Source organism: Hymenobacter rubripertinctus (assembly GCF_003583925.1).
GTDB classification, from domain to species: domain Bacteria; phylum Bacteroidota; class Bacteroidia; order Cytophagales; family Hymenobacteraceae; genus Hymenobacter; species Hymenobacter rubripertinctus.
Genome location: NZ_QYCN01000010.1, coordinates 135,337 through 156,647 on the forward strand (window position 1 = coordinate 135,337; position 21,311 = coordinate 156,647).

General features: G+C 63.9%; 19 protein-coding genes. 14 read left to right on the top strand and 5 right to left on the bottom strand.

What is annotated here, in order from left to right:
• The first annotated feature begins 365 nt into the window (after positions 1-365).
• The 3 genes from D0T11_RS08655 to D0T11_RS08665 all read left to right on the top strand — a co-directional run bounded on the left by D0T11_RS08655 (position 366) and on the right by D0T11_RS08665 (position 2,879).
• Entirely contained in the window at positions 366-1,001 is a 636-nt protein-coding gene (locus D0T11_RS08655) for a helix-turn-helix domain-containing protein (protein ID WP_119655383.1), read from the top strand.
• A gap of 91 nt (positions 1,002-1,092) precedes the next feature.
• On the top strand, positions 1,093-1,506 hold the full coding sequence (locus tag D0T11_RS22495; protein ID WP_182888314.1) for a hypothetical protein: 414 nt from the start codon (positions 1,093-1,095) through the stop codon (positions 1,504-1,506).
• Positions 1,507-1,871: 365 nt separating this feature from the next.
• Positions 1,872-2,879, top strand: coding sequence for an enhanced serine sensitivity protein SseB (locus D0T11_RS08665; protein ID WP_119655385.1), 1,008 nt, complete (start codon positions 1,872-1,874; stop codon positions 2,877-2,879).
• Between the two features lie 153 nt (positions 2,880-3,032).
• On the opposite strand, the gene D0T11_RS08670 is transcribed toward D0T11_RS08665, so the two are convergent.
• Entirely contained in the window at positions 3,033-3,566 is a 534-nt protein-coding gene (locus tag D0T11_RS08670; RefSeq protein ID WP_119655386.1) for a DUF2062 domain-containing protein, read from the bottom strand.
• 185 nt (positions 3,567-3,751) lie between these two features.
• Between D0T11_RS08670 and D0T11_RS08675 the strand changes: the two genes are divergently transcribed.
• From D0T11_RS08675 to D0T11_RS08695, 5 genes are all read left to right on the top strand, one after another.
• Entirely contained in the window at positions 3,752-4,708 is a 957-nt protein-coding gene (locus D0T11_RS08675; RefSeq protein WP_119655387.1) for a YihY/virulence factor BrkB family protein, read from the top strand.
• 157 nt (positions 4,709-4,865) lie between these two features.
• Complete coding sequence (locus D0T11_RS08680) at positions 4,866-6,266, top strand: DEAD/DEAH box helicase (RefSeq protein WP_119655388.1); 1,401 nt, start codon at positions 4,866-4,868, stop codon at positions 6,264-6,266.
• 461 nt (positions 6,267-6,727) lie between these two features.
• Positions 6,728-8,008, top strand: coding sequence for a sugar MFS transporter (locus tag D0T11_RS08685; protein WP_119655389.1), 1,281 nt, complete (start codon positions 6,728-6,730; stop codon positions 8,006-8,008).
• A 109-nt stretch (positions 8,009-8,117) separates the two neighbouring features.
• Complete coding sequence (locus D0T11_RS08690; protein WP_119655390.1) at positions 8,118-9,548, top strand: glycoside hydrolase family 30 protein; 1,431 nt, start codon at positions 8,118-8,120, stop codon at positions 9,546-9,548.
• A 35-nt stretch (positions 9,549-9,583) separates the two neighbouring features.
• Positions 9,584-11,050 (top strand): glycoside hydrolase family 30 protein, encoded by a 1,467-nt coding sequence (locus D0T11_RS08695; protein ID WP_119655391.1) that lies wholly within the window; start codon positions 9,584-9,586, stop codon positions 11,048-11,050.
• A 269-nt stretch (positions 11,051-11,319) separates the two neighbouring features.
• Here the strand turns inward: D0T11_RS08695 and bglX are convergent, their stop codons facing one another.
• A complete protein-coding gene (bglX, locus tag D0T11_RS08700) occupies positions 11,320-13,647 on the bottom strand; it encodes a beta-glucosidase BglX (protein ID WP_119655392.1) in 2,328 nt (775 codons plus the stop codon).
• A 404-nt stretch (positions 13,648-14,051) separates the two neighbouring features.
• On the opposite strand from bglX, the gene D0T11_RS08705 reads away from it, so the two are divergent.
• From D0T11_RS08705 to D0T11_RS08730, 6 genes are read left to right on the top strand one after another with little or no spacing between them, the layout of a single operon-like run.
• On the top strand, positions 14,052-14,333 hold the full coding sequence (locus D0T11_RS08705) for a protein tyrosine phosphatase (RefSeq protein WP_119655393.1): 282 nt from the start codon (positions 14,052-14,054) through the stop codon (positions 14,331-14,333).
• Positions 14,334-14,363: 30 nt separating this feature from the next.
• On the top strand, positions 14,364-15,308 hold the full coding sequence (locus D0T11_RS08710) for a M90 family metallopeptidase (protein WP_119655394.1): 945 nt from the start codon (positions 14,364-14,366) through the stop codon (positions 15,306-15,308).
• A 48-nt stretch (positions 15,309-15,356) separates the two neighbouring features.
• Positions 15,357-15,587: a type II toxin-antitoxin system VapB family antitoxin gene (gene vapB, locus D0T11_RS08715; protein WP_119655395.1), complete on the top strand. Its 231-nt coding sequence runs from the start codon at positions 15,357-15,359 to the stop codon at positions 15,585-15,587.
• A complete protein-coding gene (locus D0T11_RS08720) occupies positions 15,587-15,985 on the top strand; it encodes a type II toxin-antitoxin system VapC family toxin (protein WP_119655396.1) in 399 nt (132 codons plus the stop codon). Before vapB ends, D0T11_RS08720 begins: the two co-directional genes overlap by 1 nt.
• A 6-nt stretch (positions 15,986-15,991) precedes the next feature.
• Positions 15,992-17,842 carry a M2 family metallopeptidase gene (locus D0T11_RS08725; RefSeq protein WP_119655397.1) on the top strand — a complete coding sequence of 617 codons (1,851 nt, stop codon included), beginning with the start codon at positions 15,992-15,994 and terminating at the stop codon, positions 17,840-17,842.
• A 54-nt stretch (positions 17,843-17,896) separates the two neighbouring features.
• Entirely contained in the window at positions 17,897-18,745 is an 849-nt protein-coding gene (locus tag D0T11_RS08730) for an alpha/beta hydrolase (protein ID WP_245990691.1), read from the top strand.
• Between the two features lie 128 nt (positions 18,746-18,873).
• Here D0T11_RS08730 and D0T11_RS08735 read toward each other — a convergent pair whose 3' ends face one another.
• From D0T11_RS08735 to D0T11_RS08745, 3 genes are all read right to left on the bottom strand, one after another.
• Positions 18,874-19,593 carry a GAF domain-containing protein gene (locus tag D0T11_RS08735; protein WP_119655398.1) on the bottom strand — a complete coding sequence of 240 codons (720 nt, stop codon included), beginning with the start codon at positions 19,591-19,593 and terminating at the stop codon, positions 18,874-18,876.
• Between the two features lie 9 nt (positions 19,594-19,602).
• Positions 19,603-20,322 carry a pirin family protein gene (locus tag D0T11_RS08740; protein ID WP_119655399.1) on the bottom strand — a complete coding sequence of 240 codons (720 nt, stop codon included), beginning with the start codon at positions 20,320-20,322 and terminating at the stop codon, positions 19,603-19,605.
• Positions 20,323-20,475: 153 nt separating this feature from the next.
• Positions 20,476-21,288, bottom strand: a complete 813-nt coding sequence (locus D0T11_RS08745) for a helix-turn-helix domain-containing protein (RefSeq protein WP_119655400.1) — start codon at positions 21,286-21,288, stop codon at positions 20,476-20,478.
• Positions 21,289-21,311 lie beyond the last annotated feature (23 nt).

Genomic DNA, 21,311 nt, shown 5'->3' on the forward strand with positions numbered 1-21,311 from the left:
GTAGTAGGCGGCGGCTACGTGGTATTCGCCCGGGCTGCCCGGACGAATACCGCGTAGCGCCGCCTACCCAGGCTTGCCCGATGCGCACCAGCCGCCAGCCGCCCATTCCCCTGATTTCCCGCGCCACCAGCCGCCATCGGCGGCGGCTCAGCCGTGCGTCATCCGCCCGGCCCGGCGGCCTGTGCCAGCCCGAGCGGGTGGGCTGGGGCCACCCGGCCAGGGCCGCCGGGCATGTTGGAGAGAAACCGCAAACTTTTATTTCTTTCTCTCCGGCGCTGGAGAGAAACCGCGAAATACGATTCCTTTCTCTCCGGCGTTGGAGAGAAAGTGCTCTTTCGTTTTAGTTTCTCTCCAAAACCGTTGCCATGGCCCGCGCCCTATCCAATGCCGTCGCTTCCAATAGTCTGGCGGCCAGCATCCGCACGCATTTCGGACTCACCCAGGCCGAGCTGAGCCAGTACCTGGGCATCAGCAGCAGTCAGGTGGCCCATCTCGAAGCCGGCCGCCGCCGGGCCACGCCCCTGGCCAACCTGCGCCTGACCCGCCTGGCGCAGGCCCTGCCCCCACCCGATGGCCAGGGCCGGCCCGCCCCGCTTCCGCCCGCTACCGAGGCGTTGCCGGCCCCGGTTCTGCCCCTGCCGCCGCTGCCCGGCCCGCTGGCCCCTGCCCTGCTGGCCCGGCGGCAGCGGCAGCTGGCCCGCCGCCTGGCCCTGCTGCTGCGCGACGAGCGGCGGCTGTGCCAGCAGGTGGCCGCCCMGGCGCACCGCCGCTGGGCCGGGCCGGTGCTGGCCGCCGCCCTGGCCCCGCGCCCCACCCCCGACCCCGCCGGCGCCACCCCCACCGAGCAGGCCCACGCCCAACGCTGGCTGGCCGCGCTGGCCCCCGCCCCGCCCTCCGCCCAACTGCCCGAGGCCGCTACCGCCCTGGCCCTGTTGCTGGTGCGCCGGGCCGCCCTGCAAGCCGAGGCCGCCACGCTGGCCACGCTGCCAGGGCTGGTCTGAAAATATTTTGGCCCAAATGCACAATAAACCAGGGGGCGACAGGCGTTGTAAGCGTGAAATTTTCTATCCACCCTTTTATCCCATTTCACGCATGGCCTACCCCCTTAATTTACTTACCACCCCGGCCGAGTGCGACGCCGTGCTGGCCGCCGCCCAAACCGAGTTGCGCGACCTGGGCGTGCGCGAAACCGTGCTCGATGCCCAGGGCGACCGGAGCAGCGAAACCGCCGCCACCAATACCGCCGATCTGGCCTCGCAGGAAGCCGTTATCGCGGCTCTCACGCCGGTGCTGCCCACCCTGCCGGTAGGCAGCCGCGCCTACTTCAACACCGAAGCCGACCTGCGCCGCGCCACCCAGCGCCGCGACAACCTGCTGGCCAACCAGCTGCAACGCGGCCCCGTAGCGGCCCTCAACCGCGCCCTGGACCTGCGCCAGGTGCAGGTGCAAATCGCGGAAATCAACGCCTTTGTGGCCGAGGTTATCGCCCGGCGGGCCGCAGTGTAGCGGGGCGGCCCCTACGTTCATTCTTCCCAGGAGCGGCCGGTACCGGCCGCTCTTTTTTTGGTGCCCTAAAGCACGTTTCACCTGAGTATCCAGGTGATGCCCGGTGCAGGGGCGAGGCTTAGCGGCGCTGCCTTTGCCCGGCAACCCGCCGGCCCGCTGCCCTGCCCCTGCCCTGAGCCGGGCTAGGGCAGCGGGCCGGCGGCCGTTGGCGGGGGTGCTTTCCGCCGGCACTGGCTGCTTCACTGACAACCCGTGGCCCATGCAGGCGGCTGCCGTGGGGCAGAGCCGGCGGCAGGGCCGCGCATTTTTGGTGTGCATCTTCCCCCAAACCTGCTTAGCTTGCACTTTCATCTCTTTGTTTTGATATGGGTCTGTTTGACTTTCTGAAAAAGAAGCCCGAAGACGGTGCTTCGGCTCCCACCCCTACTCCCGCCGCTGCTCCGGCTCCCGAATCGGGTACCGCGCCCGCAGCCCCGGCCGAACCGGCCGGCCCCCGCTACAAGGGCTCCAACTACACCATGCCGGCCGAGGAAGCTCCGGCGCCGATGCCCTTTATCCCACCGGCCCCGCCCATCCCGATGCAGATGCCGATGCCCGGCCAGCCCGGCCCCGGCCAGGAATCCATCCTGCCCCCCGATTTCCAGCCCCTCAACATTCTGGAGCAGCTGCTGATGCAGGCGGCCGTGGAGCCCCAGTTCCGCACCCCCTTCTACCAGGCGCTGCTGGGCGAGGAAGTAGTCGTGGTGATGGCGGCCAAGGAAGACCAGGAGCCCGGCGAGCTCACGCCTACCGAAGGCATGGAGATTCAGCTCCAGGCCCTGCACGACGGCAAAATTGCCGTGTTCASGGCCGTGGAGCGCATTTTCGACAACGGCGCGGTGCCCGAGGGCAGCGTGGCCTACATGCGCCTGCGCGGCCACGACTTCTTCACCATGGTGCGGGGAGCCGAGTGCGCCCTCAACCCGTTCTCGTCGGTGGGCAAGCTGCTGCCGGCCGAGGAAATTGAGGCCCTGATGGCTGGTCAGCTCTTCGAGGCCCCCGCCCCCCAGGACATGCAGGTGTCCTTGCACCAGCCCGAGCCCGCACCCACCGAGCTCTACGAGGGCCTGCGCGAATACAGCGCCACCCAGCCTCACATCCGCAAGGTGTACCTCACCGAAATGCGGATGCAGAACAACCCCGAACAGTCGCGCCTGCTCGTTGCCTTCGACACCGAGCAGCAGGACCCGGCCTTCCTCCAGGACCTGGGCCCCGTCATCCAGGGCAAAATCGGCGAGTCGCAGTTCGTAGACCTCATGCTCATCGACATTGCCTCCGAAGAGCCCCTGATTCAGTACCTGCTCACCACGGAGCCCGTGTATAGCCGGGCTTAGGGCTTAGGGCTTAGAAAAGCAACGTCATTCCGAGCGAAGCCGGGGAATCTCGCGTGCTAATGTTGCCAACGTAGTCCTGCTATCAGGCTACCCTGGCAACGTCAGTCCGCGAGATTCCCCGGCTTCGCTCGGAATGACGTTCCTTTTTGTTACTCAAACCACGCCCCCTGCCGGCCCGTGGTGCGCCTTCAGCACCCGGCGCAGCACGGGCCGCAGCGCGAAGTAAAGCACCGGGGCCAGGGCCGCGAAGGCGCCGGCCCAGAGCAGCAGCGCCCCCGCAATGGCGTGCCAGAGCAGACTCAGGGCGGCCAGCCAGTCGTGGCTGAACAGGGTGCGGAGCTTGTCCAGCGTCAGGGTGGGCGTGTGGCCGCCCCAGAGGCGGGCACCCTGCCGCAGCAGCGGGATGATGAGCAGCAGCTGCACCGGGCTCCAGAGGTGGGCAATGAGCAAAGTGGCCGCCACGTTCAAACGCAGGCGCACCGCCCCGAACGTAGCCAGCAGCGACGTCACGCCCAGCATCGGAATCAGGCCGCAGGCCGTTCCTAAAGCCACCGTGAGGGCCAGCTGATGGGGTGTGAGGCCCTGGCGCAGCAGCCCGAGCAGGGGCTGCCCCACGCGCCGCCGCCACCAGCCGGCGGGCGGGGCCGGAGTGGGTGAGGCGGGAACGGGCGCGGCAGAATCGGGCATGGCGGGGCACAAAAGGGGACGGGCAACAGCGGGCCGCAGCCGCCAAACCGGCGGAACCACGGGGCAGTAGCCGCCGCGAAATTGCGGTAATTTCCCGGGCTACCGAAAAAAAACCGATCCGGCGGTCCGGTAGTACCTTTGCGCCACTACCGTTGCGGTTCAGGCCGAACCAACCGGCCCGTTCCATGACCAACGCCTCCGCGCTCAGCTTAGCCCGCCGCCCCTTCACCACCTTTTTGCTACTGCTGAAACGGGCGGCCCGCGAGTTCGGGGCCCAGGACCCGCTGCGACTGGGGGCGGCCACGGCCTTCTTCACTACGTTTGCGCTGCCGCCCATCGTCATCATCCTCATTCAGGGGCTGGGCTCGCTGTATTCGGCCTCGCAGGTGCGGGTGCTGCTGCTTACCAAACTCTCCCACCTGCTGGGGGCGTCGGCGGCCGGGCTGGTCGAGCAAATCCTGCGCAACGTGAGCGATATTGAGCGCAGCCGGCTCGTGACGTGGCTGGGCTTCGGGTTTCTGCTCTTTATCGCCACCACGCTGTTCGGCGTCATTCAGCACTCACTCAACCAGATCTGGCAGGTGCGGGTGCGGCGCAGCAACGGCCGGCTGCGTACCGTGTTCAAGGAGCGGGCCCGCTCACTGGGTTTGCTGCTGGCCACCGGGCTGCTCTCGATGCTGGCGTTTCTCTTCGATGCGGCCCTGGGCTTTGTGGCTCACTACGCCGATTTTTTCGACGCCACCTTCAGCGCCTTTGTGCTGGAAGCGAGCAACCAGGTTTTCTCACTACTGATTCTGGTGGGCTGGTGCGGGGTCACGTTCCGCAACCTGAGCAGCGCCAAAGTGCCCCGCAAGGCCGCCTGGCGGGGTGCCCTGCTGACGGGCGCACTTATCAGTCTGGGCGAAAACGTGCTGAGCCTGCTGCTGGTGCCGCGCAACCTGGGTCCCATCTACGGGCCGGCTTCGAGCATTGTGCTGGTGCTACTATTCGTGTTCTACTCAGCCATGATTTTCTACTTCGGGGCCTGCTTCACCAAAGTATACGCCCACCACGTGGGCCTCGATATCCGGCCCAAAAAATCGGCCGTGCGCTACAAGCTGGTCGATGTAGTGGAGGACGAGGAAGTGAGAAGTGAGAGGTGAGAAAGGGTTCGGAACCGGGCGCAGACAGAACGTCATTCTGAGCGAAGGCGGAGGCGTAGTCGAAGAATGGCGTTCTGTCTGTGCTCGGTTGTCACTTCTAATTCTTTCCCATTTCCCCTCCTACAAAGCGTTACCTTTGCGGATTGAACCCGCGTTTATGACTCCGACGACCCCCACCGCCACTTTCGCCGACCTCGGCCTCGCTCCCGAACTGCTCCAGGCCCTGGCAGAGCTCCAGTTCTCCGTGCCCACCCCCGTGCAGGAGCAGGTGGTGCCCATGGCCCTGGCCGGCCAGGATGTGGCGGGCCAGGCTCCCACCGGCTCGGGTAAAACCGCCGCCTACGGCCTCTCGGTGCTGCAACTGCTCGATCTGAAGCAGGACGCCGTACAGGTGATTGTGCTTGTACCGGCCCGCGAACTGGCCCTGCAGGTGCGCGACGCCCTCAAGAAGCTGGGCAAGTACCTGCCCAACCTGCGGGTGGCGGCCTTCTACGGCGGCCACGCCTTCCGCGAAGAAACGGCCTCCCTCACCCAGGCCCCCCACATCGTGGTGGCAACGCCCGGCCGCCTGCTCGACCACTTCGAGCGGCGCTCCATCATCCCCAACCAGCTCAAAACCCTGATTCTTGACGAAGCCGACAAGCTGCTGGAACTGGGCTTCCAGGACGAGCTGGTGGAGATTATCAAGCGCTTGCCCCGCCGCCGCCAGACGTTGCTGTTCTCGGCCACGATGTCGGACAAAGTGCTGGACCTGATCCGCAAGAACCTGACGCGGCCCCGGGTGGTGAATGCCGGCGGCGACACCGATGAGCTGCCCGAGAGCCTGACACTACTCGGCCACTTCGGCCCGGTCGAGAAGAAGCCGGCCGCCTTGCTGCACCTGTTGCAGCAGCCCGAAACCGGCCGCGCCCTCATCTTCTGCAACACCCGCGACCGGTGCATGGAGCTGACGCGCTTTCTGGTGGGCCGGGGCGTGGCGGCCGAGGTGCTCCACGGCAAAATGCCCCAGCCCGAGCGCGACAAAGCCCTGCTCAAGCTGCGCAACGGCTCCAGCCAGGTATTGGTAGCCACCGACGTAGCCGCCCGCGGCATCGACGTTACCCAGCTCGATACGGTGGTGCAGTACGACGCCCCCGACAAAGCCGACGGCTTCCAGCACCGGGCCGGCCGCACGGCCCGGGCCGGGGCCGAGGGTACGGCTCACATTCTGGCCACCGAAAAGGAGCAGGCCCACGTGCAGAAGTGGCCGGTGGCCGCCTCCATTCAGTGGAAGCCCATGCACGCACCCAAGCTGCCCCCGGCGGCCCCCAAAGCCCCCCGCCCCGAGAACATCACCCTGCACGTATCGGCCGGCAAGAAAGACAAGGTGAGTGCCCACGACCTGGTGGGAGCCTTCGTGAACGTGGGTGGCGTGGCCCGCGACGAGGTGGGCCACATCGAGGTGTTCGACTACTACAGCTACGTGGCCGTGCCCCGCGACCAGGCCCAGCTGGTGGCCGAGCGCCTGGCCGGCACCAAGGTGAAGGGCCGCAAGGTGCGCGTCTCCATCGTGGCCTAACCACTGCCGCGTCGTTCTCCAGCGCGGAGCCTGATAAGGGCAACCGTTTTCATTCCCGGGATTGGCTGCGCACTATGCGGCTAGTCCCGGGTTTTTCGTTGTTTCTTATCCGGCTGGCTGGTTAAGTGGCGTCTTGCATCAACTGAATCAGGGGCTGGGAGCGGTGGGTATTGGGTGTGCGGTAAGTGTATAGAGCCCCGGCAAACCGACCGAGAGTAGCATCAGGCTCCTTTTTTTCTACTGGGCAGGATTCTATATTTGACTACCTAAGCTAGTCGGCAACAGTCCGAAAAGGTACCAGCCGGAGCTTTAGCTGATGCTGGCTTGGCCAAAACCCCGGCTGGCCGATGCTCCAAAATCACTTGGGGCAACCATCCGCGCAGAATCGATTACTTTGGTTGGAAGTGCCGGCTTGCCGGCTGCCCTCACCCCCACCACTACCCTCCCTCCTTACTCCCACCATGGCCGCTCCCATTTCTGCCACCCCCCTCCGTGCCGCTCCCACCACCCCCGGCGCGGAAACCCCCAACTACACGCCCGCCCTGGCTTCGCTCACGGTATTGTTCTTCATGATGGGTTTTATCACCTGCCTGAACGACATCCTGATTCCCTACCTGAAAGCCATTTTTAGCCTCAGCTACACCCAGGCCAACCTCATTAACCTGTGCTTTTTCGGGGCCTACTTCGTGATGGGAATTCCGGCCGGGCGGCTGGTGCAGCGCATCGGCTACAAGGGTGGCATGCTGACTGGCTTTCTGATTGCGGCCCTCGGCGCGTTCCTGTTCTACCCGGCCGCCGACAGCCGTAGCTACGGCCTGTTCCTGGGCGCGCTGTTCGTGCTGGCTACCGGCGTGGTGCTATTGCAGGTGGCGGGCAACCCTTACGTAGCTATTCTGGGTCCGCCGCAGTCGGCCCCGGCCCGCCTCACGCTCACCCAAGCCTTCAACTCGCTGGGTACCACCGTGGCCCCGCTGCTGGGCTCGGCCCTGATTCTCAAGAACCTGCCCGACCTCGACACCGCCGCCTCGGCCGCCGCTATCGACGTGAAGGCCGTGCAAACGCCCTACCTCGCTATCGGGGTCGTGCTCATCGTTATCAGCGCCTTGCTGGCCATGCTCAAGCTGCCCAAAATCGCGCACGTTGAGTCGGAAAACGAAGACCTGACCCGCCGCGCTTATCACTACCGCCACTTGGTGTTCGGGGTGCTGGGCATTTTTGCCTACGTGGGCGGCGAGGTGGCCATCGGTTCGCACATCGTGAGCTACCTGCACCTGCCCGACGTGATGAGCCTGACGCCTAAAGTAGCCGGCGATAAGGTAGCCTGGTACTGGGGCGGCGCGATGGTGGGCCGATTCCTGGGAGCTTACCTGCTCAACAAGTTCAACCCCGGCCGTTTGCTGGCCTTCAACGCTTTGGGCGCTGTTATTCTGGTCCTGATTTCGGTGAGTTCGACCGGGGCAGTGGCCATGTGGAGCCTGCTGGCCGTGGGCCTGATGAACTCCATCATGTTCGCCACCATCTTCACGCTGGCCGTGCGCGACTTGGGCCGCAACACCGAGGAAGCCTCGGGCCTGCTGAACGTGGGCATTGTGGGCGGGGCCATTGTGCCGCTGCTCTTCGGCCTCATTGCCGATGCCAGCTCCCTGCGCTGGGCCTTCATCCTGCCCGTACTCTGCTACGCCTACATCATGTGGTACGGCCTGAAAGGCCACCGGCCCGTTGCAGCCACGGCGGCGGCCTAACCCCCCGGCGGCTTCAGCCACACCGTTTCTACTCCGCTAAATCAGCCTTTTTCACAGTCCGGGAGCCCGGATTGCTGGCTACTGCCTTGTCTTTGCCGCCCGCCCGTTTATGCCCTTTTCCGCCCGTTTCTTCCGGCCCCTGGCCCTGCTCCTGACCCTCGGTTGGGGCGCGGGGTGCCAGCGCCCGGCGGCGGAGCAAGGCGGCGCGGCGGCCGTGCAGTTCTGGCTTACCAACCCCGACAAATCGGCCCTGTTCCAGCCCCAGCCGGCCCCGGTCTGGACCACGGCGGCAGCTCCCGCCGATGCTGATGAGCCGGTGCTGGAAGTCGACGACCGGCAGACCTACCAGACCATGGACGGGTTCGGGTACTGCCTGACGGGCGGTAGCGCCGGGCTGCTGCACGCCATGAGTCCGGCGGCCCGGGCGGCGCTGCTGCGGGAGCTGTTCAGCCCCGCGGGCACGGGCATTGGGGTGAGCTACCTGCGCCTGAGCATTGGGGCCTCCGACCTCGACGCGGCCGTGTTCAGCTACGACGACTTGCCCGCCGGCCAGACCGACCCGGAGTTAGCCCATTTCAGCCTGGCCCCCGACCGTGTGCACCTGCTGCCGGTGCTGCGCGAAATCCTGGCCATCAACCCCGATATCAAGCTGATGGCCTCGCCCTGGTCGCCGCCAGTCTGGATGAAGACCAACGGCAGCTCGAAGGGCGGCTCGCTGCGGCCCGAGTTCTACCCCGCTTACGCCCAGTACTTCGTGCAATACGTGCGGCAGATGCGGGCCGAGGGCGTGCGGATAGACGCCGTAACAGTCCAGAACGAGCCCCTTCACCCCGGCAACAACCCCAGCCTGCTTATGCCGGCCGGGCAGCAGGCCGAGTTCGTGAAGCACCTCGGACCCGCTTTTGAAAAGGCCGGGCTCGCCACCAAAATCATCATCTACGACCACAACGCCGACCGGCCCGACTACCCGCTGACCGTGCTGGCGGACTCCGCCGCGCGCCGTTACATCGATGGCACCGCATTTCACCTCTACGCCGGCCCCATCGAGGCCCTGAGCCAGGTGCACGACGCCTACCCCGACAAGCACGTGTACTTCACCGAGCAATGGGTGGGCGCGAAGAGCGACTTTGCCGGCAACCTGCCCTGGCACGTGCGCACGCTGCTGATCGGGGCCACCCGCAACTGGGCCCGCACCGTGCTGGAATGGAACCTGGCCGCCGACCCCCAGCAGAACCCGCACACCCCCGGCGGCTGTACCGAGTGCCGCGGGGCCCTCACCCTGGCCGGCGACATTGTGACCCGCGAAGACGCCTACTACATCATTGCCCACGCCAGCAAGTTCGTGCGCCCGGGCAGCGTGCGCATTGCCTCCACGGCCTCGGCCACGCTGCCCAACGTGGCCTTCCGCACGCCAACGGGCCAGCGGGTGGTTATTATGCAGAACAACTCGCCCACCGCTCGGGCTTTTGCTTTGCGCTACCAAGGCCGGGTGTTCCGCTCCCGGCTCCCGGCCGGGGCAGCCGCCACTTACGTGTGGTAGCGCCCTGGTTTTCGCATCTTATTCCTGCATCTTATATGAAAGCGACCTTCCTCACCCTGCTGCTGGCTACGGGTCTCAGTGCCCCCGGGGTGGCCCAGCAAGCCCCCAACCCAGCAACTACCTACTCGGCCGTGGGCCGCAGCGTGACGGTGTACACCACGGCCCAGGGCACCAACCAGCGCCTGGCGGCCAGCCCGGTCCCGCTCTCGTTCCAGGCCCTGGCCCAACCCCTGGAAACCCAGCCCACCGTTTTCGTCGACCCTACCCATACCTTCCAGACCATGCTGGGCATTGGCGGGGCCATGACGGATGCGGCCGCCGAAACCTTCGCTAAGCTGCCCAAAGCCCAGCAGCAGGAGCTGCTGAAAGCCTATTTCAGTCCCACCGATGGCATTGGCTACACCCTGGCCCGCACCACCATCCACAGCTCCGATTTCTCGACTGCCAGCTACACCTACGTGGCCGATGGGGATACCAAGCTCAAGAGCTTCAACATCGACCACGACCGGAAGTACCGCCTGCCCTTCATCAAGCAGTGCCTGGCCGCGGCGGGCGGGCAGCTCATGATGCACGTGAGCCCCTGGAGCCCCCCGGCCTGGATGAAAACCACCAACTCGATGCTGCAGGGCGGCCAGCTCCGGCCCGAATTTCGCCAGCCCTGGGCCGATTACTACGTGAAATTCATTCGGGCTTATGAGCAGGAAGGCGTGCCCATCTGGGGCCTGACGGTGCAGAACGAGCCGATGGCCAAGCAGAAGTGGGAGTCCTGCCTCTATACGGCCGAGGACGAGCGCGACTTCGTGAAGAACTTCCTCGGCCCCACCCTGAAAAAGGCCGGCCTGGGCGACAAAAAGCTCATCGGCTGGGACCACAACCGCGACCTGGCCTTCCAGCGCGCCACGGTCCTGTTCGACGACCCCGAGGCCAGCCAGTACTTCTGGGGCCTGGGCTACCACTGGTACGAAACCTGGACCGGCAGCACCATGCAGTTCGACAACATCCGCCGCGTAAAGGAAACCTACCCCGACAAGCACCTGATTTTCACCGAAGGCTGCGTCGAGAACTTCCAGTTCTCGGGCCTCAACGACTGGCGGCTGGGCGAGCGGTACGGCTACTCGATGATCAACGATTTCAACGCCGGCACCGAAGCCTGGACCGACTGGAACATCCTGCTCGACCAGACCGGCGGCCCCAACCATGTGGGCAACTTCTGCTACGCCCCCATCCACGGCGACACCCGCTCGGGCCAGCTGCTTTACACCAACAGCTACTACTACATCGGCCACTTTTCCAAGTTCATCCGCCCCGGCGCCCGGCGCGTAGCCACCGCCAGCAGCCGCGACATCCTGCAAACCACCGCCTTCCAGAACTCCGACGGCTCGGTGGCCGTGGTGGTGATGAACACCACCGACAAGCCCCTGGATTTCCAGCTTTGGATGAAAGGCCAGGCCGCTCCCACCACCAGCCCCGCCCACTCCATTATGACGATGATGGTCAGGTAACGCACCTGTGGCACGGACTTCAGTCCGTAGCCCGCCTGCCAGAACGGTGCTGGGTGGGAGCTACGGACTAAAGTCCGTGCCACAATCTCCCCAAACGCAAAGAGGCGACGCTGCATGAGCAGCGTCGCCTCTTTGCGTTTTCAGCGTCCCGGTGACCCAGGGCTGAAGCCCTGGGCTACGGAGTGCCGGGCATTGCCCCGGAATACGACCCGCTGCATAGCCCAGGGTTTTAACCCTGGGACGCCTGGGACGCCGGGACGCCAAACTCCTCAATTACCCGCCAGCTTGAACTCCGCCATCTGCACGTCGCGGGAGTTGCCGCCTATGAATACCTGGAAATCGCCGGGCTCAGCCACGAACTTGAGGTCGTTGTTGTAGAACTTGAGGTCTTCGGGGGTGAGGCGGAAGGTGAGCGTACGGGATTCGCCCTTTTTCAGCAGCACTTTCTGGAAGCCCTTCAGCTCCTTAACGGGGCGGGAGATGGAGCCCACCAGGTCGCGGATGTAAAGCTGGGCCACTTCCTCGCCGTCGTAGCTGCCGGTGTTCTGCACCGTTACCTTCACCTCCAGCGTACCATTCATGGCCAGGTTGGTCGTGCTCAGCTCGGGCTTGCCATACTGGAAGGTGGTGTAGCTCAGGCCGAAGCCGAACGGGTAAAGCGGGTCGTTGGTCACGTCCATGTAGCGCGACTTGTACTTGTCGAGCGCCACGCCCTGGTAGGGCCGGCCGGTCATTTTGTGGTTATAGTACAACGGAATCTGGCCCACCGACTGCGGGAAAGTGGCCGTAAGCTTGCCCGAGGGGTTGTAGCTGCCGAACAGCACGTCGGCAATGGCGTTGCCGGCCTGGGAGCCCGCGTACCAGGTTTCGAGGATGGCATCGGCGTTCTTATCCTCCCAGGGCAGCGTGAGGGGCCGGCCATTCATGAGCACGAGCACCAGCGGCTTGCCGGTGGCTTTGAGGGCCTTGAGCAGCTCCAGCTGCCGGCCGGGCAACCCGATATCGGCGCGGCTGGCCGCCTCCCCCGTCATGCCCTGCGACTCGCCCACGGCGGCCACAATCACATCGGCACTCTGGGCCACCTGCACGGCTTCCCGGATCATTTCATCCGCGCTGCGCGGGTCCACGTTCAGCTCGCCGCCGTACTCGTTGAGGCGGGCAATCATCTGGGCGTCTTCGGTGAAATTAGCACCCTGGGCCGTCACGATTTTCGCGCTGCCGCCCACGGCGTTCCTGATGCCCTGCTCCAGCGAAACGGCCTGTTTCCAGTCGCCGGCCCCGCTCCAGGAGCCAATCATGTCGCGCTGGCGGGTGGCCAGCGGGCCGATAAGGGCGATGGTGCCGGTTTTCTTGAGCGGCAGCGCGTTGTTGCTGTTTTTGAGCAGCACCAGGCTTTTGCGGGCAATGTCGCGGGCGTCGGCCACAAACTCGGGCTTCATCATCGTCTGCTTGGCCCGCTTCTCGTTGGTGTAGCGGTAGGGGTCCTGGAACAAACCCAGCTTCCACTTGGCCTCCAGAATCCGGCGGCAGGCCACGTCAATCTGCTCCTGGGTTACGGTGCCGTCCTTCAGGTTCTGGGCCAGGTTCTTGAGGTAAATCTCGCCCACCATGTCCTGGTCGATGCCCGCGTTCAAAGCTAGTGCCGAGACTTTGGCATCGTCGCCCATGCCGTGGGCACTCATTTCGTTGATGGCCGTGTAGTCGGTGGCCACGAAGCCCGTGAACCCCCACTGGTTGCGCAGCAGCTCGGTCATCAGCCACTTGTTGCCGGTAGCGGGCACCCCGTTGATGTCGTTGAACGAGGACATCATGGAGCCCGCACCGGCGTCGATGGCGGCCTTGTAGGGCGGTAGGTACTCGTTGTACATGCGCACTAGGCTCATGTCGGTGGTGTTGTAGTCGCGGCCGGCCTCGGCGGCCCCGTAAAGGGCGAAGTGCTTCACGCAGGCCATCACGGTGTTGCTTTTCGTCAGGTCGTCGCCCTGGTAGCCGCGCACCATCACGCGGGCAATCTGCGAGCCCAGGTAGGGGTCTTCGCCCGCGCCTTCCGAGATGCGGCCCCAGCGCGGGTCGCGCGAGATGTCCACCATCGGCGAGTACACCCAGTTGATGCCGTCGGCCGACGACTCCTCGGCCGCAATACGGGCGCTGCGCTCTATGGCCACTAAATCCCAGCTCGAAGCCAGGCCCAGGGCAATCGGGAAGATGGTGCGGTGGCCATGAATGACATCGTACCCGAAGATGAGTGGGATTTTGAGGCGGGTTTGCTTCACGGCCAGTTCCTGGAGCTTGCGGGCCGCCTGGGGCGTAAAGGTGTTGAGCACCGCCCCCACCGCCCCGCGCTTGATGCTGGCGTCCACGTCCTTGCTCACCACGGGGCCGGTCACGTCGAAGCCCACGGTAATGAGGTTGAGCTGGCCGATTTTCTCGTCCAGGTTCATCTTCGCCATCAACTCCGAAATGAACTTGTCCATCCGGGCCTTATCATCGGTAGGAGCCGACACGGGAGCCGGGGCAGCAGTCGACTTCGGGGTTTCGAGCAGGGGCGCGAGCAGGCCCAGGCCCAACAACAGGGCAGTGCGGAAGGGGTGTTTCATAGGTGAAATTGGAAGGAATGGCAGGAAACTGCGGCGTGGGTCAGAGCTGGCAGCGCCCATAGCAACAACGGGCAGCTACTCAATAATACAAAACCTTTTTCGGCCTAAAACCCGGCTGGCAGCCCGGAATCCGGACGTGCCGGCTCAGTCTAAGCCGCCGTTCCGCTCGCCGGCCCGCCCCGTTGTGTCGTAACCGTTCGGATGCCCGGCAGTGCGGCGGCAGCTACCGCGCCCCGCATTCAGGTAAGCCCCTTGCATTCAGTTAACTAGCGCTTTAATGATCCTCTGAAAAACGTGTGCGCCAAATGTGGCGGGCGGGCATTAGAATGAAAACCCTGCTTTTTTTCACAAATATTTGCGCTCTGGCTGCTCCTCTCAACTATTCGCCCCTCTTCCCTCGCCACATGCCCGATTCCACCCCCACCTGCCAGGCCCGCTCGGCCGGTACCGAGCCGGGAGCCCGGGTGCGCGTAACGGCCGGCCACCTGGGCTGGGCCGAAGTGCTATTTGTGATGGAGCGCCACCACGCCGATATTCTGCGCCAGAAGTTCCCGCAGGAGCTGGCCGGCAAGCGCATCATCAACCTGCGCATTCCCGACAAATTTCACTTTATGGACCATATCCTGCAAGACCTGTTGCGGGAACGACTGCGCGAGCACCTGGGCGAGGACGTGGACGTGCCGTAACCCCCGGCCCGGCCGGCCGTTTAGGCGCTCATGCCCTACGTTGTGTTTTTTGCGCTGCTGGCCCTGGTGGCCTTCTTTTTCTACCGCTACCTCACCCAGGATTCCCGCCTTAGAGAGGCAGCACTGGCCCAGGCGTTTCCAGCCACCTGGCGGACGGTGCTCAGCGAACGGGTAGCCTTCTATCTGTCGCTTTCCAACATCGACAAAAGCCGCTTCGAGCAGCGGGTGCAGGTGTTTCTGGCCCAGACGCGCATCACCGGCATTCAGCTGGAAATCGACGATGTCACCCGGCTGCTGGTGGCGGCTTCGGCCATTATCCCGGTGTTCGGCTTCCCCGACTGGGAGTACGCCAACCTGAGCGAGGTGCTGGTGGTGCCCGACGCCTGGACGCTGGAGCGCGACCCCAACAAGGAATATGTGGGCCTCGAAGGCACGCTGCTCGGCAGCGTCCAGGGTTTCCAGACTTCCCACTATATGCGCCTCTCCAAAAGCTCGTTGGAGCGCGGCTTCCAGGATGCGCTGGATAAGCAGAACGTGGGCATTCACGAGTTTGCCCACTTGCTTGATGAGGCCGACGGCGTAATTGACGGCGTGCCCGGTCTGGCGCTGCCCGCCGCGCTGCGCCCCGAGTGGGAAGCCGTAATGGCCCGGGAAATTGCGGCCATCCGGGCCGGCAACTCCGAAATTAACGACTACGCGGGCACCAACGAGGCCGAGTTCTTTGCCGTGGTTACGGAGTACTTCTTCGAGAAGCCCGAGAAGCTCCAGCAGCACCACCCCGAACTGTACGGGCTGCTGCTGCTGGCCTTCCGCCAGAACCCCAAAAGCCGGTTCCTGGGCCTGGCCACCGACCCGCGCGAGTGGCTCAAAACCATCCGCCGCCGCCGCCAGTTCGGCCGCAACTCGCCCTGCCCCTGCGGCAGCGGCAAGAAGTACAAGGACTGCCACCTGGACCTGGAAACGGCCGCCCTATAAGCCCCGCGCACGGAACCGGACTTGGCGGCAGAATCGTTATTTTGCCGTATGGAAACGCTCGATTTACACCACACCATCGACCAGCTGCCCCCGGAATTGCAACGGTTGGTAGCGGATTACGTGGCCTATCTGCGGTTTCAGCAAACCCAGACTAAACCTGCGGGCCCCTCACCGGAACAAATCCGGCAAGCACGGGAAGCTGGCTTCGGGGAACTGAAAGGCAAAATCTGGATGGCGGACGATTTCAACGAGCCATTAGCTGATTTCGCCGATTACTGATGGGGCGTGTTCTGCTTGATACGCAAATCCTGATTTGGTATCAGGAGCGAAATCCCCGCCTCACTACCAGGGCTCACGCGCTGATTATGGACACTGGCAACGAGTTGCTGGTCAGCGTGGGTAGTTGGTGGGAAATGGCCATAAAGATCAGCTCCGGCAAGCTTAAAATTGACCTACCCACCAGCATGGCCGCCGCTACCCGACGGGGCGTTGCCACGTTGCCGCTGCTGCCCGCCCACTTGCGGCAGGTGGCCACCTTGCCTTACCCCGACGACAAGCACCGCGACCCGTTTGACCGACTTATTATTGCCCAGGCTTTGGTCGAGCGGATCCCGGTATTAACCGTCGACGAAAAATTCATGGCCTACGCCGGTCTTCAGCTAGCGCCTTTTTCCTGATTCCGAATGCCCAAAAACTTCCTCCCCGTTCTCACCGCCGCCGCGCTGCTCACGGCTTGCGCCCCCACCGCCAAAGCCCCCGTTGCCAGCGCGCCGCCCGCCGCCGGGCAGCCCCAGGTGGCCGCTGCGCCCAACTGGCCGGCGCTGGCCGAGACTTACCTGAACTACTACTCGGGCGAATACCAGCGGCTCTACACGGCGTCGGCTGAGGCCGAGTGGCGCTCCAACACGCACATCGTGGCCGGCGACACGGCCAACGCCGGGGCCACGGCCCGGGCAAATGAGCGCATGGCGGCCTTCACCGGCTCGACGGAAAATATCACCCGCCTGCGCCAGTTTCTCGACCACAAAACCGAGCTGACCGACTTGCAGGTGAAGCAGGTGGAAACGGCCCTTTACAACGCCGCCAACTCCCCCCAAACCATTGCCGACGTGGTGAAGGCCCGCATCAAGGCCGAAACCCAGCAGACCGAGAAGCTCTACGGCTTCGACTACAAGTACCAGGGCAAATCGGTGACCACCAACGACCTCGATGAGCTGCTGCGCAAGGAGAAGAACCCGGCCCGGCGCGAGCAGATCTGGGCGGCCAGCAAGGAAATCGGCCCCACGCTGAAGCCCGGTTTGCTGAACCTGCGCGAACTGCGCAACCAGACCGTGCAGGCCCTGGGCTACCCCGACTACTTCACCTACCAGGCCTCCGATTACGGCCTGAGCCGCCAGGAGATGATGACGCTCGTGCGCAAGCTCAACCAGGAGCTGCGTCCCCTATACCGCGAGCTGCACACCTACGCCCGCTACGAGCTGGCCCGGCAGTACGGCGTGAAACAGGTGCCCGATTACCTGCCCGCCTCCTGGCTGCCCAACCGCTGGGGCCAGGACTGGAGCAGCATGGTAGACGTGAAGGGCCTCGACCTGGACCCGGTGCTGGCCAAAAAAGGCGCTGAGTGGCAGGTGCAGCAGGCCGAACGCTTCTACCAGAGCCTGGGCTTCCCGGCGCTGCCGCCTTCGTTCTATACCAAATCCAGCCTCTACCCGCTGCCCAAGGGGGCTACTTACAAGAAGAACAACCACGCCTCGGCCTGGCACATGGACCTTGACCACGATGTGCGCAGCCTGATGAGCGTGGAGCCCAACACCGAGTGGTACGAAACCACCCACCACGAGCTGGGCCACATCTACTACTACCTCACCTACACCAACCCCGAGGTGCCGGTGCTGCTGCGCGGCGGGGCCAACCGCGCCTACCACGAGGCCATGGGCAGCCTCATGGGCCTGGCCGCCCGCCAGAAGCCCTTCTTGGCCGGTCTGGGGCTGATTGACCCCAAGGTGAAAACCGACGAGATGCAGTCGTTGCTGAAGGAAGCGCTGGGTTCGGTGGTGTTCATTCCCTTTGCCTCGGGCGTGATGAGCGAGTGGGAGAAAAGCTTCTACGCCGATAATCTCGCCCCCGACCAGCTCAACGCCCGCTGGTGGGAGCTGGCCAGGCAGTACCAGGGCATCGTGCCGGCCACGGCGCGCGGGGAGCAGTTCCTCGACCCGGCCACCAAAACCCACATCAACGACGACCCGGCCCAGTACTACGACTACGCCCTGAGCTACATCATCTTGTTCCAGCTCCACGACCACATCGCCAAAAACATCCTTCAGCAGGACCCGCACGCCACCAACTACTACGGCAACAAGGAAGTGGGCGCTTTCCTGGCCGACATCATGCGGCCCGGCGCGAGCAAGGACTGGCGCACGGTGCTCAAGGACAAAACCGGCGAAGACCTCTCGGCCCGCGCCATGGTCGAATACTTTCAGCCCCTGATGGCCTACCTCAAGGAGAAAAACAAAGGCCGCAAATACACCATGTAAACCAAAACGCCCGGAGCCCGAACTCCGGGCGTTTTTTATCCGCACCCGCTGCCCATGATGACTTTCCGCCCGCTTGCCCACGCCACCAGTCTGCTGGTGATTCTGCTGCTGCTGGCCCGGCCTGCGGCGGCCCAGCAACCTGCCGCCGCGCCACTCAGCATCGGGCAAACGTTTACGCTGGCTTCCCGGGTGCTGGGCGAAACCCGGCGCATCAACGTGTATGTGCCGCCGGGCTTCCCCGACTCGGCCCGCACGGCCCTGCCGGTGCTGTATATGCCCGATGGGGGCATGGCCGAGGACTTCCTGCATGTGGCCGGGCTGGTGCAGGTGTCGGTGGGCAATGGCACGATGCGGCCGTTTCTGCTGGTGGGCATCGAGAACACGGAGCGCCGCCGCGACCTGACCGGCCCCACCACCGACGCCGAAGACCGCAAAATTGCGCCCCGGGTAGGCGGCTCGGCGGCTTTCCGCCGGTTTTTGCGCCAGGAGCTGATGCCCGAGATTCAGCGCCGCTACCGCGTAACGGGCGAAAAAGCCATCATCGGCGAGTCGCTGGCCGGGCTGTTCATCGTGGAAACGCTGCTCACCGAGCCCGACCTGTTCGATACCTATCTGGCCTTCGACCCCAGTCTGTGGTGGAACAAGGAGCGGTTATTACAGCAGGCCCCCACTTTTTTGCGCCAGTACCGGGGGCCGGCCAAAACGCTGTTCGTAGTCGCCAGCGCGCAGCCCGATATAGCCCGCGAAACGCGGGAGTTGGCTGCCCTGGTGCAGCAGGCCGGCAATCAACGGCTGACGGCCACCTTCTCTGCCCTACCCCACGAAACGCACGGCACGGTGTACCACCCGGCCGCGCTACTGGCGTTACGGGCCGTTTTCGCCCCACCGACCACCGCCAAATAATCAACAACCCTTGCGCTGCCCGGCCCCACGGCCCCGGCAAACCGCCGACCCCTGTTGCAGGAATTAGCGGTTTGCCGGGGCCGTGGGGCCGGGCAGCCGTTCGAAATAACCGGCAACGAGTCCGGGACCTAGCCTACCTCCCGGGCTTCCCGCAGGCGGCGGTCCAGCACGTTGGCCACGCCGGCGAGGCGGCGCAGAACCAAGTCACGAACTTCATCATCGTCGAGGTTGAGGCCGTCGTTGCGGGTGGTAAGGTAGCGGGTGAGGGCGGCGTTATCGTCGAGGGTAGCGGAGAGCTCCTGCTGGGTTGCCTCCCAATCGTAAGGGCGGTGGGCGTGCAGGTACTGGAAGCGTAGCTCAATGGTCCGGCTAACGAGGTCGGCCAGTTGGGTGAGAACTTTTTCCTCGTCGGTTGAGAGCGTGCGATACTCACGCCCGATAACGGCCATCATCCCAACCCGCGCCCCGTCGGGCATGCGCAGGGCCGAGCCGGCGTAGAAATTCAGGCCGTGCGCCTGGGCCACGTCGGGCTTGATCAGGGCACAGCTTTCGGCCTTGTAATCGGAAGTGACGATAGGCGCATCCGGCAAAATGGCCGCCGAACACATGCTTTCGCCACGCGGCAGAACCGATACCCCTTCAATCCCGACCAGCGCCTTGAAGTGTACGGAGTTCTCATCGACCAGGGAAATAAGACCGATGGGCGTATTGAACAGCTGCGCGGCCCAGGCCACGTAGTCATCAAAGATTTTCTCGGGCGCGGTACCTGCAATCTGGTAGAGGTGTAGCGTGCGCAACCGCGCGGCTTCATCAGCCGGAATGAGGGTAGTTGGAAAAGGAGTACTCATTTAGCAGGGTTAGTAGTTGGCTTCGATAGCCGGCAGGTCAATCAGAATGAACTGGGCATCTTTGGTGGCCTGAATCTCGAGCACCCGCTCATCCGTAATGCGAAGCTGGTCGTTGGGTCCGACATCGACGCCACCAACAAAAAGTGCCCCCTCTTTCACGTAAATGAAAGTATTTCGGATAGGAAAGGTTTTAAACGTTACCGTCTTTTCTTCCCGCAGATTGCACCAGTACACCGTACTATTGGAGTTCATAAATACCACATCCTCCAGCACCTTCTGGCCCGAAACAAGAGGAATGAGCTCGTTCTTGGTATCCAGGAAATCTATGTCCTTCTGCTCGTAGCTGGGAGCCAGGCCTTTCTGATTGGGCAGGAACCAGAGCTGGTACAGCTGCACGGGCTTATCGGTACCGTTGGTTTCGGAATGGGCCAGGCCGGTGCCGGCCGTCATGCGCTGCACCTCCCCCCGGGTAATTGTGCTGCGGTTGCCCATGGTGTCCTCGTGGCATAGTTCGCCTTGGAGCACCAGGGTCACGATTTCCATTTCGGAATGCGGGTGCTGAGGAAAACCGGCGTTGCCCTGCACGGTATCGTCGTTGAAAACGCGTAACGGCCCGAAATGCACGTTCTGCGGGTCGTGATAATCGGCAAAGCTGAACAGAAAATAGCTGCTCAGCCAGCTAACGGGCGCAGCATGATAACGGTCGGTGGCGGGAATCAACTTGAACATAGGAACTCGGGAGAAGTGAATACTGCCTGAACGTACGCAGGTGCCCGTTGGAAGTTAAGCTTCCCCGAAGCAGGCAGCTTATTTCCCCGAAAAACCCCGCCGCCAGCCTACGCTGGCAACGGGGTTTTTCGGGGAAAATGCGCGCACCGGACGCTACACCTTTTTCATGGTGCTCACCTGCTGCTGCAAGTCGAGCACGATGCTGGCCAAACGGGTCAGCGAGAGGTCGGCGATGGGGAATGTGCTGCTGATGTAGGCTTTGGCCTCCCAGATTTCCACCACATCCTCCACGTCAATCTGGTAGGGCGAGTAGAGGGGATTGTCGGAGTGCAGGGCCAGCATGGCGTTGTCTTTGAGGCGGTTGAAGACCCGCTTGAACACAATGCCCTCCTTGCTGCTGACGATGATGCAGGGCGTGCCGTCCTTGAGGTTCAGCCAATCATCAACGTAGCGGCCCACAATCACGGTACCGCTGGCAATGGGCAGCATGGAGTCGCCGGCAATTTCGAAGGCCCGGAACGTGCCCGAGCTGCCGAGCATGGGCAGGCGGAACTTAGGCAGCTCCTCCAGATACTCGGGGTCGGCGTAGCCGTTGAGGTAGCCGGCGGCGGCCTTCTGGGGCACCAGCTCGATGTTCTCGTTCTGCTCCCGGTCCACCGTCAGGGCCAGGATGCGCAGGTTGCCGCCAGGACGGCTGTTACCGGAATCGGCGGCCATCTGGGCGTTCTGAGCCTGGAGCTGGGCCGCCGCCTTGGCATTCTTGCGCTTACTAAAGTCGGTGGTTACCAGCGCGTCGAGGGTGATGCCGAACAGGCGGGCCATGTTGACGAGCGTCGCCAGCTTGGGTTCAGCCCGGCCCTCTTCGTAAGCGCCCACCAACGAGCGTTTGATACCCAGTTTTTCGGCCATCTGCGCCTGCGTAAGGCTCAGTTCGCGCCGCCAGAATTTGAGGTTCGTGTTGATCATAACGCAGGGGAGCCGGGGAATAA

Excerpts from the sequence above, each read along its gene's own strand:
- D0T11_RS08720 (WP_119655396.1), top strand. The coding sequence starts at position 15,587 with ATGGGGCGTGTTCTGCTTGATACGCAAATCCTGATTTGGTATCAGGAG.
- D0T11_RS08730 (WP_245990691.1), top strand. The coding sequence starts at position 17,897 with ATGATGACTTTCCGCCCGCTTGCCCACGCCACCAGTCTGCTGGTGATT.
- vapB (WP_119655395.1), top strand. The coding sequence starts at position 15,357 with ATGGAAACGCTCGATTTACACCACACCATCGACCAGCTGCCCCCGGAA.
- D0T11_RS08740 (WP_119655399.1), bottom strand. The coding sequence starts at position 20,322 with ATGTTCAAGTTGATTCCCGCCACCGACCGTTATCATGCTGCGCCCGTT.
- D0T11_RS08695 (WP_119655391.1), top strand. The coding sequence starts at position 9,584 with ATGAAAGCGACCTTCCTCACCCTGCTGCTGGCTACGGGTCTCAGTGCC.
- D0T11_RS08690 (WP_119655390.1), top strand. The coding sequence starts at position 8,118 with ATGCCCTTTTCCGCCCGTTTCTTCCGGCCCCTGGCCCTGCTCCTGACC.
- D0T11_RS08725 (WP_119655397.1), top strand. The coding sequence starts at position 15,992 with ATGCCCAAAAACTTCCTCCCCGTTCTCACCGCCGCCGCGCTGCTCACG.
- D0T11_RS08745 (WP_119655400.1), bottom strand. The coding sequence starts at position 21,288 with ATGATCAACACGAACCTCAAATTCTGGCGGCGCGAACTGAGCCTTACG.
- D0T11_RS08670 (WP_119655386.1), bottom strand. The coding sequence starts at position 3,566 with ATGCCCGATTCTGCCGCGCCCGTTCCCGCCTCACCCACTCCGGCCCCG.
- D0T11_RS22495 (WP_182888314.1), top strand. The coding sequence starts at position 1,093 with ATGGCCTACCCCCTTAATTTACTTACCACCCCGGCCGAGTGCGACGCC.
- bglX (WP_119655392.1), bottom strand. The coding sequence starts at position 13,647 with ATGAAACACCCCTTCCGCACTGCCCTGTTGTTGGGCCTGGGCCTGCTC.
- D0T11_RS08735 (WP_119655398.1), bottom strand. The coding sequence starts at position 19,593 with ATGAGTACTCCTTTTCCAACTACCCTCATTCCGGCTGATGAAGCCGCG.
- D0T11_RS08685 (WP_119655389.1), top strand. The coding sequence starts at position 6,728 with ATGGCCGCTCCCATTTCTGCCACCCCCCTCCGTGCCGCTCCCACCACC.
- D0T11_RS08680 (WP_119655388.1), top strand. The coding sequence starts at position 4,866 with ATGACTCCGACGACCCCCACCGCCACTTTCGCCGACCTCGGCCTCGCT.
- D0T11_RS08675 (WP_119655387.1), top strand. The coding sequence starts at position 3,752 with ATGACCAACGCCTCCGCGCTCAGCTTAGCCCGCCGCCCCTTCACCACC.
- D0T11_RS08710 (WP_119655394.1), top strand. The coding sequence starts at position 14,364 with ATGCCCTACGTTGTGTTTTTTGCGCTGCTGGCCCTGGTGGCCTTCTTT.
- D0T11_RS08705 (WP_119655393.1), top strand. The coding sequence starts at position 14,052 with ATGCCCGATTCCACCCCCACCTGCCAGGCCCGCTCGGCCGGTACCGAG.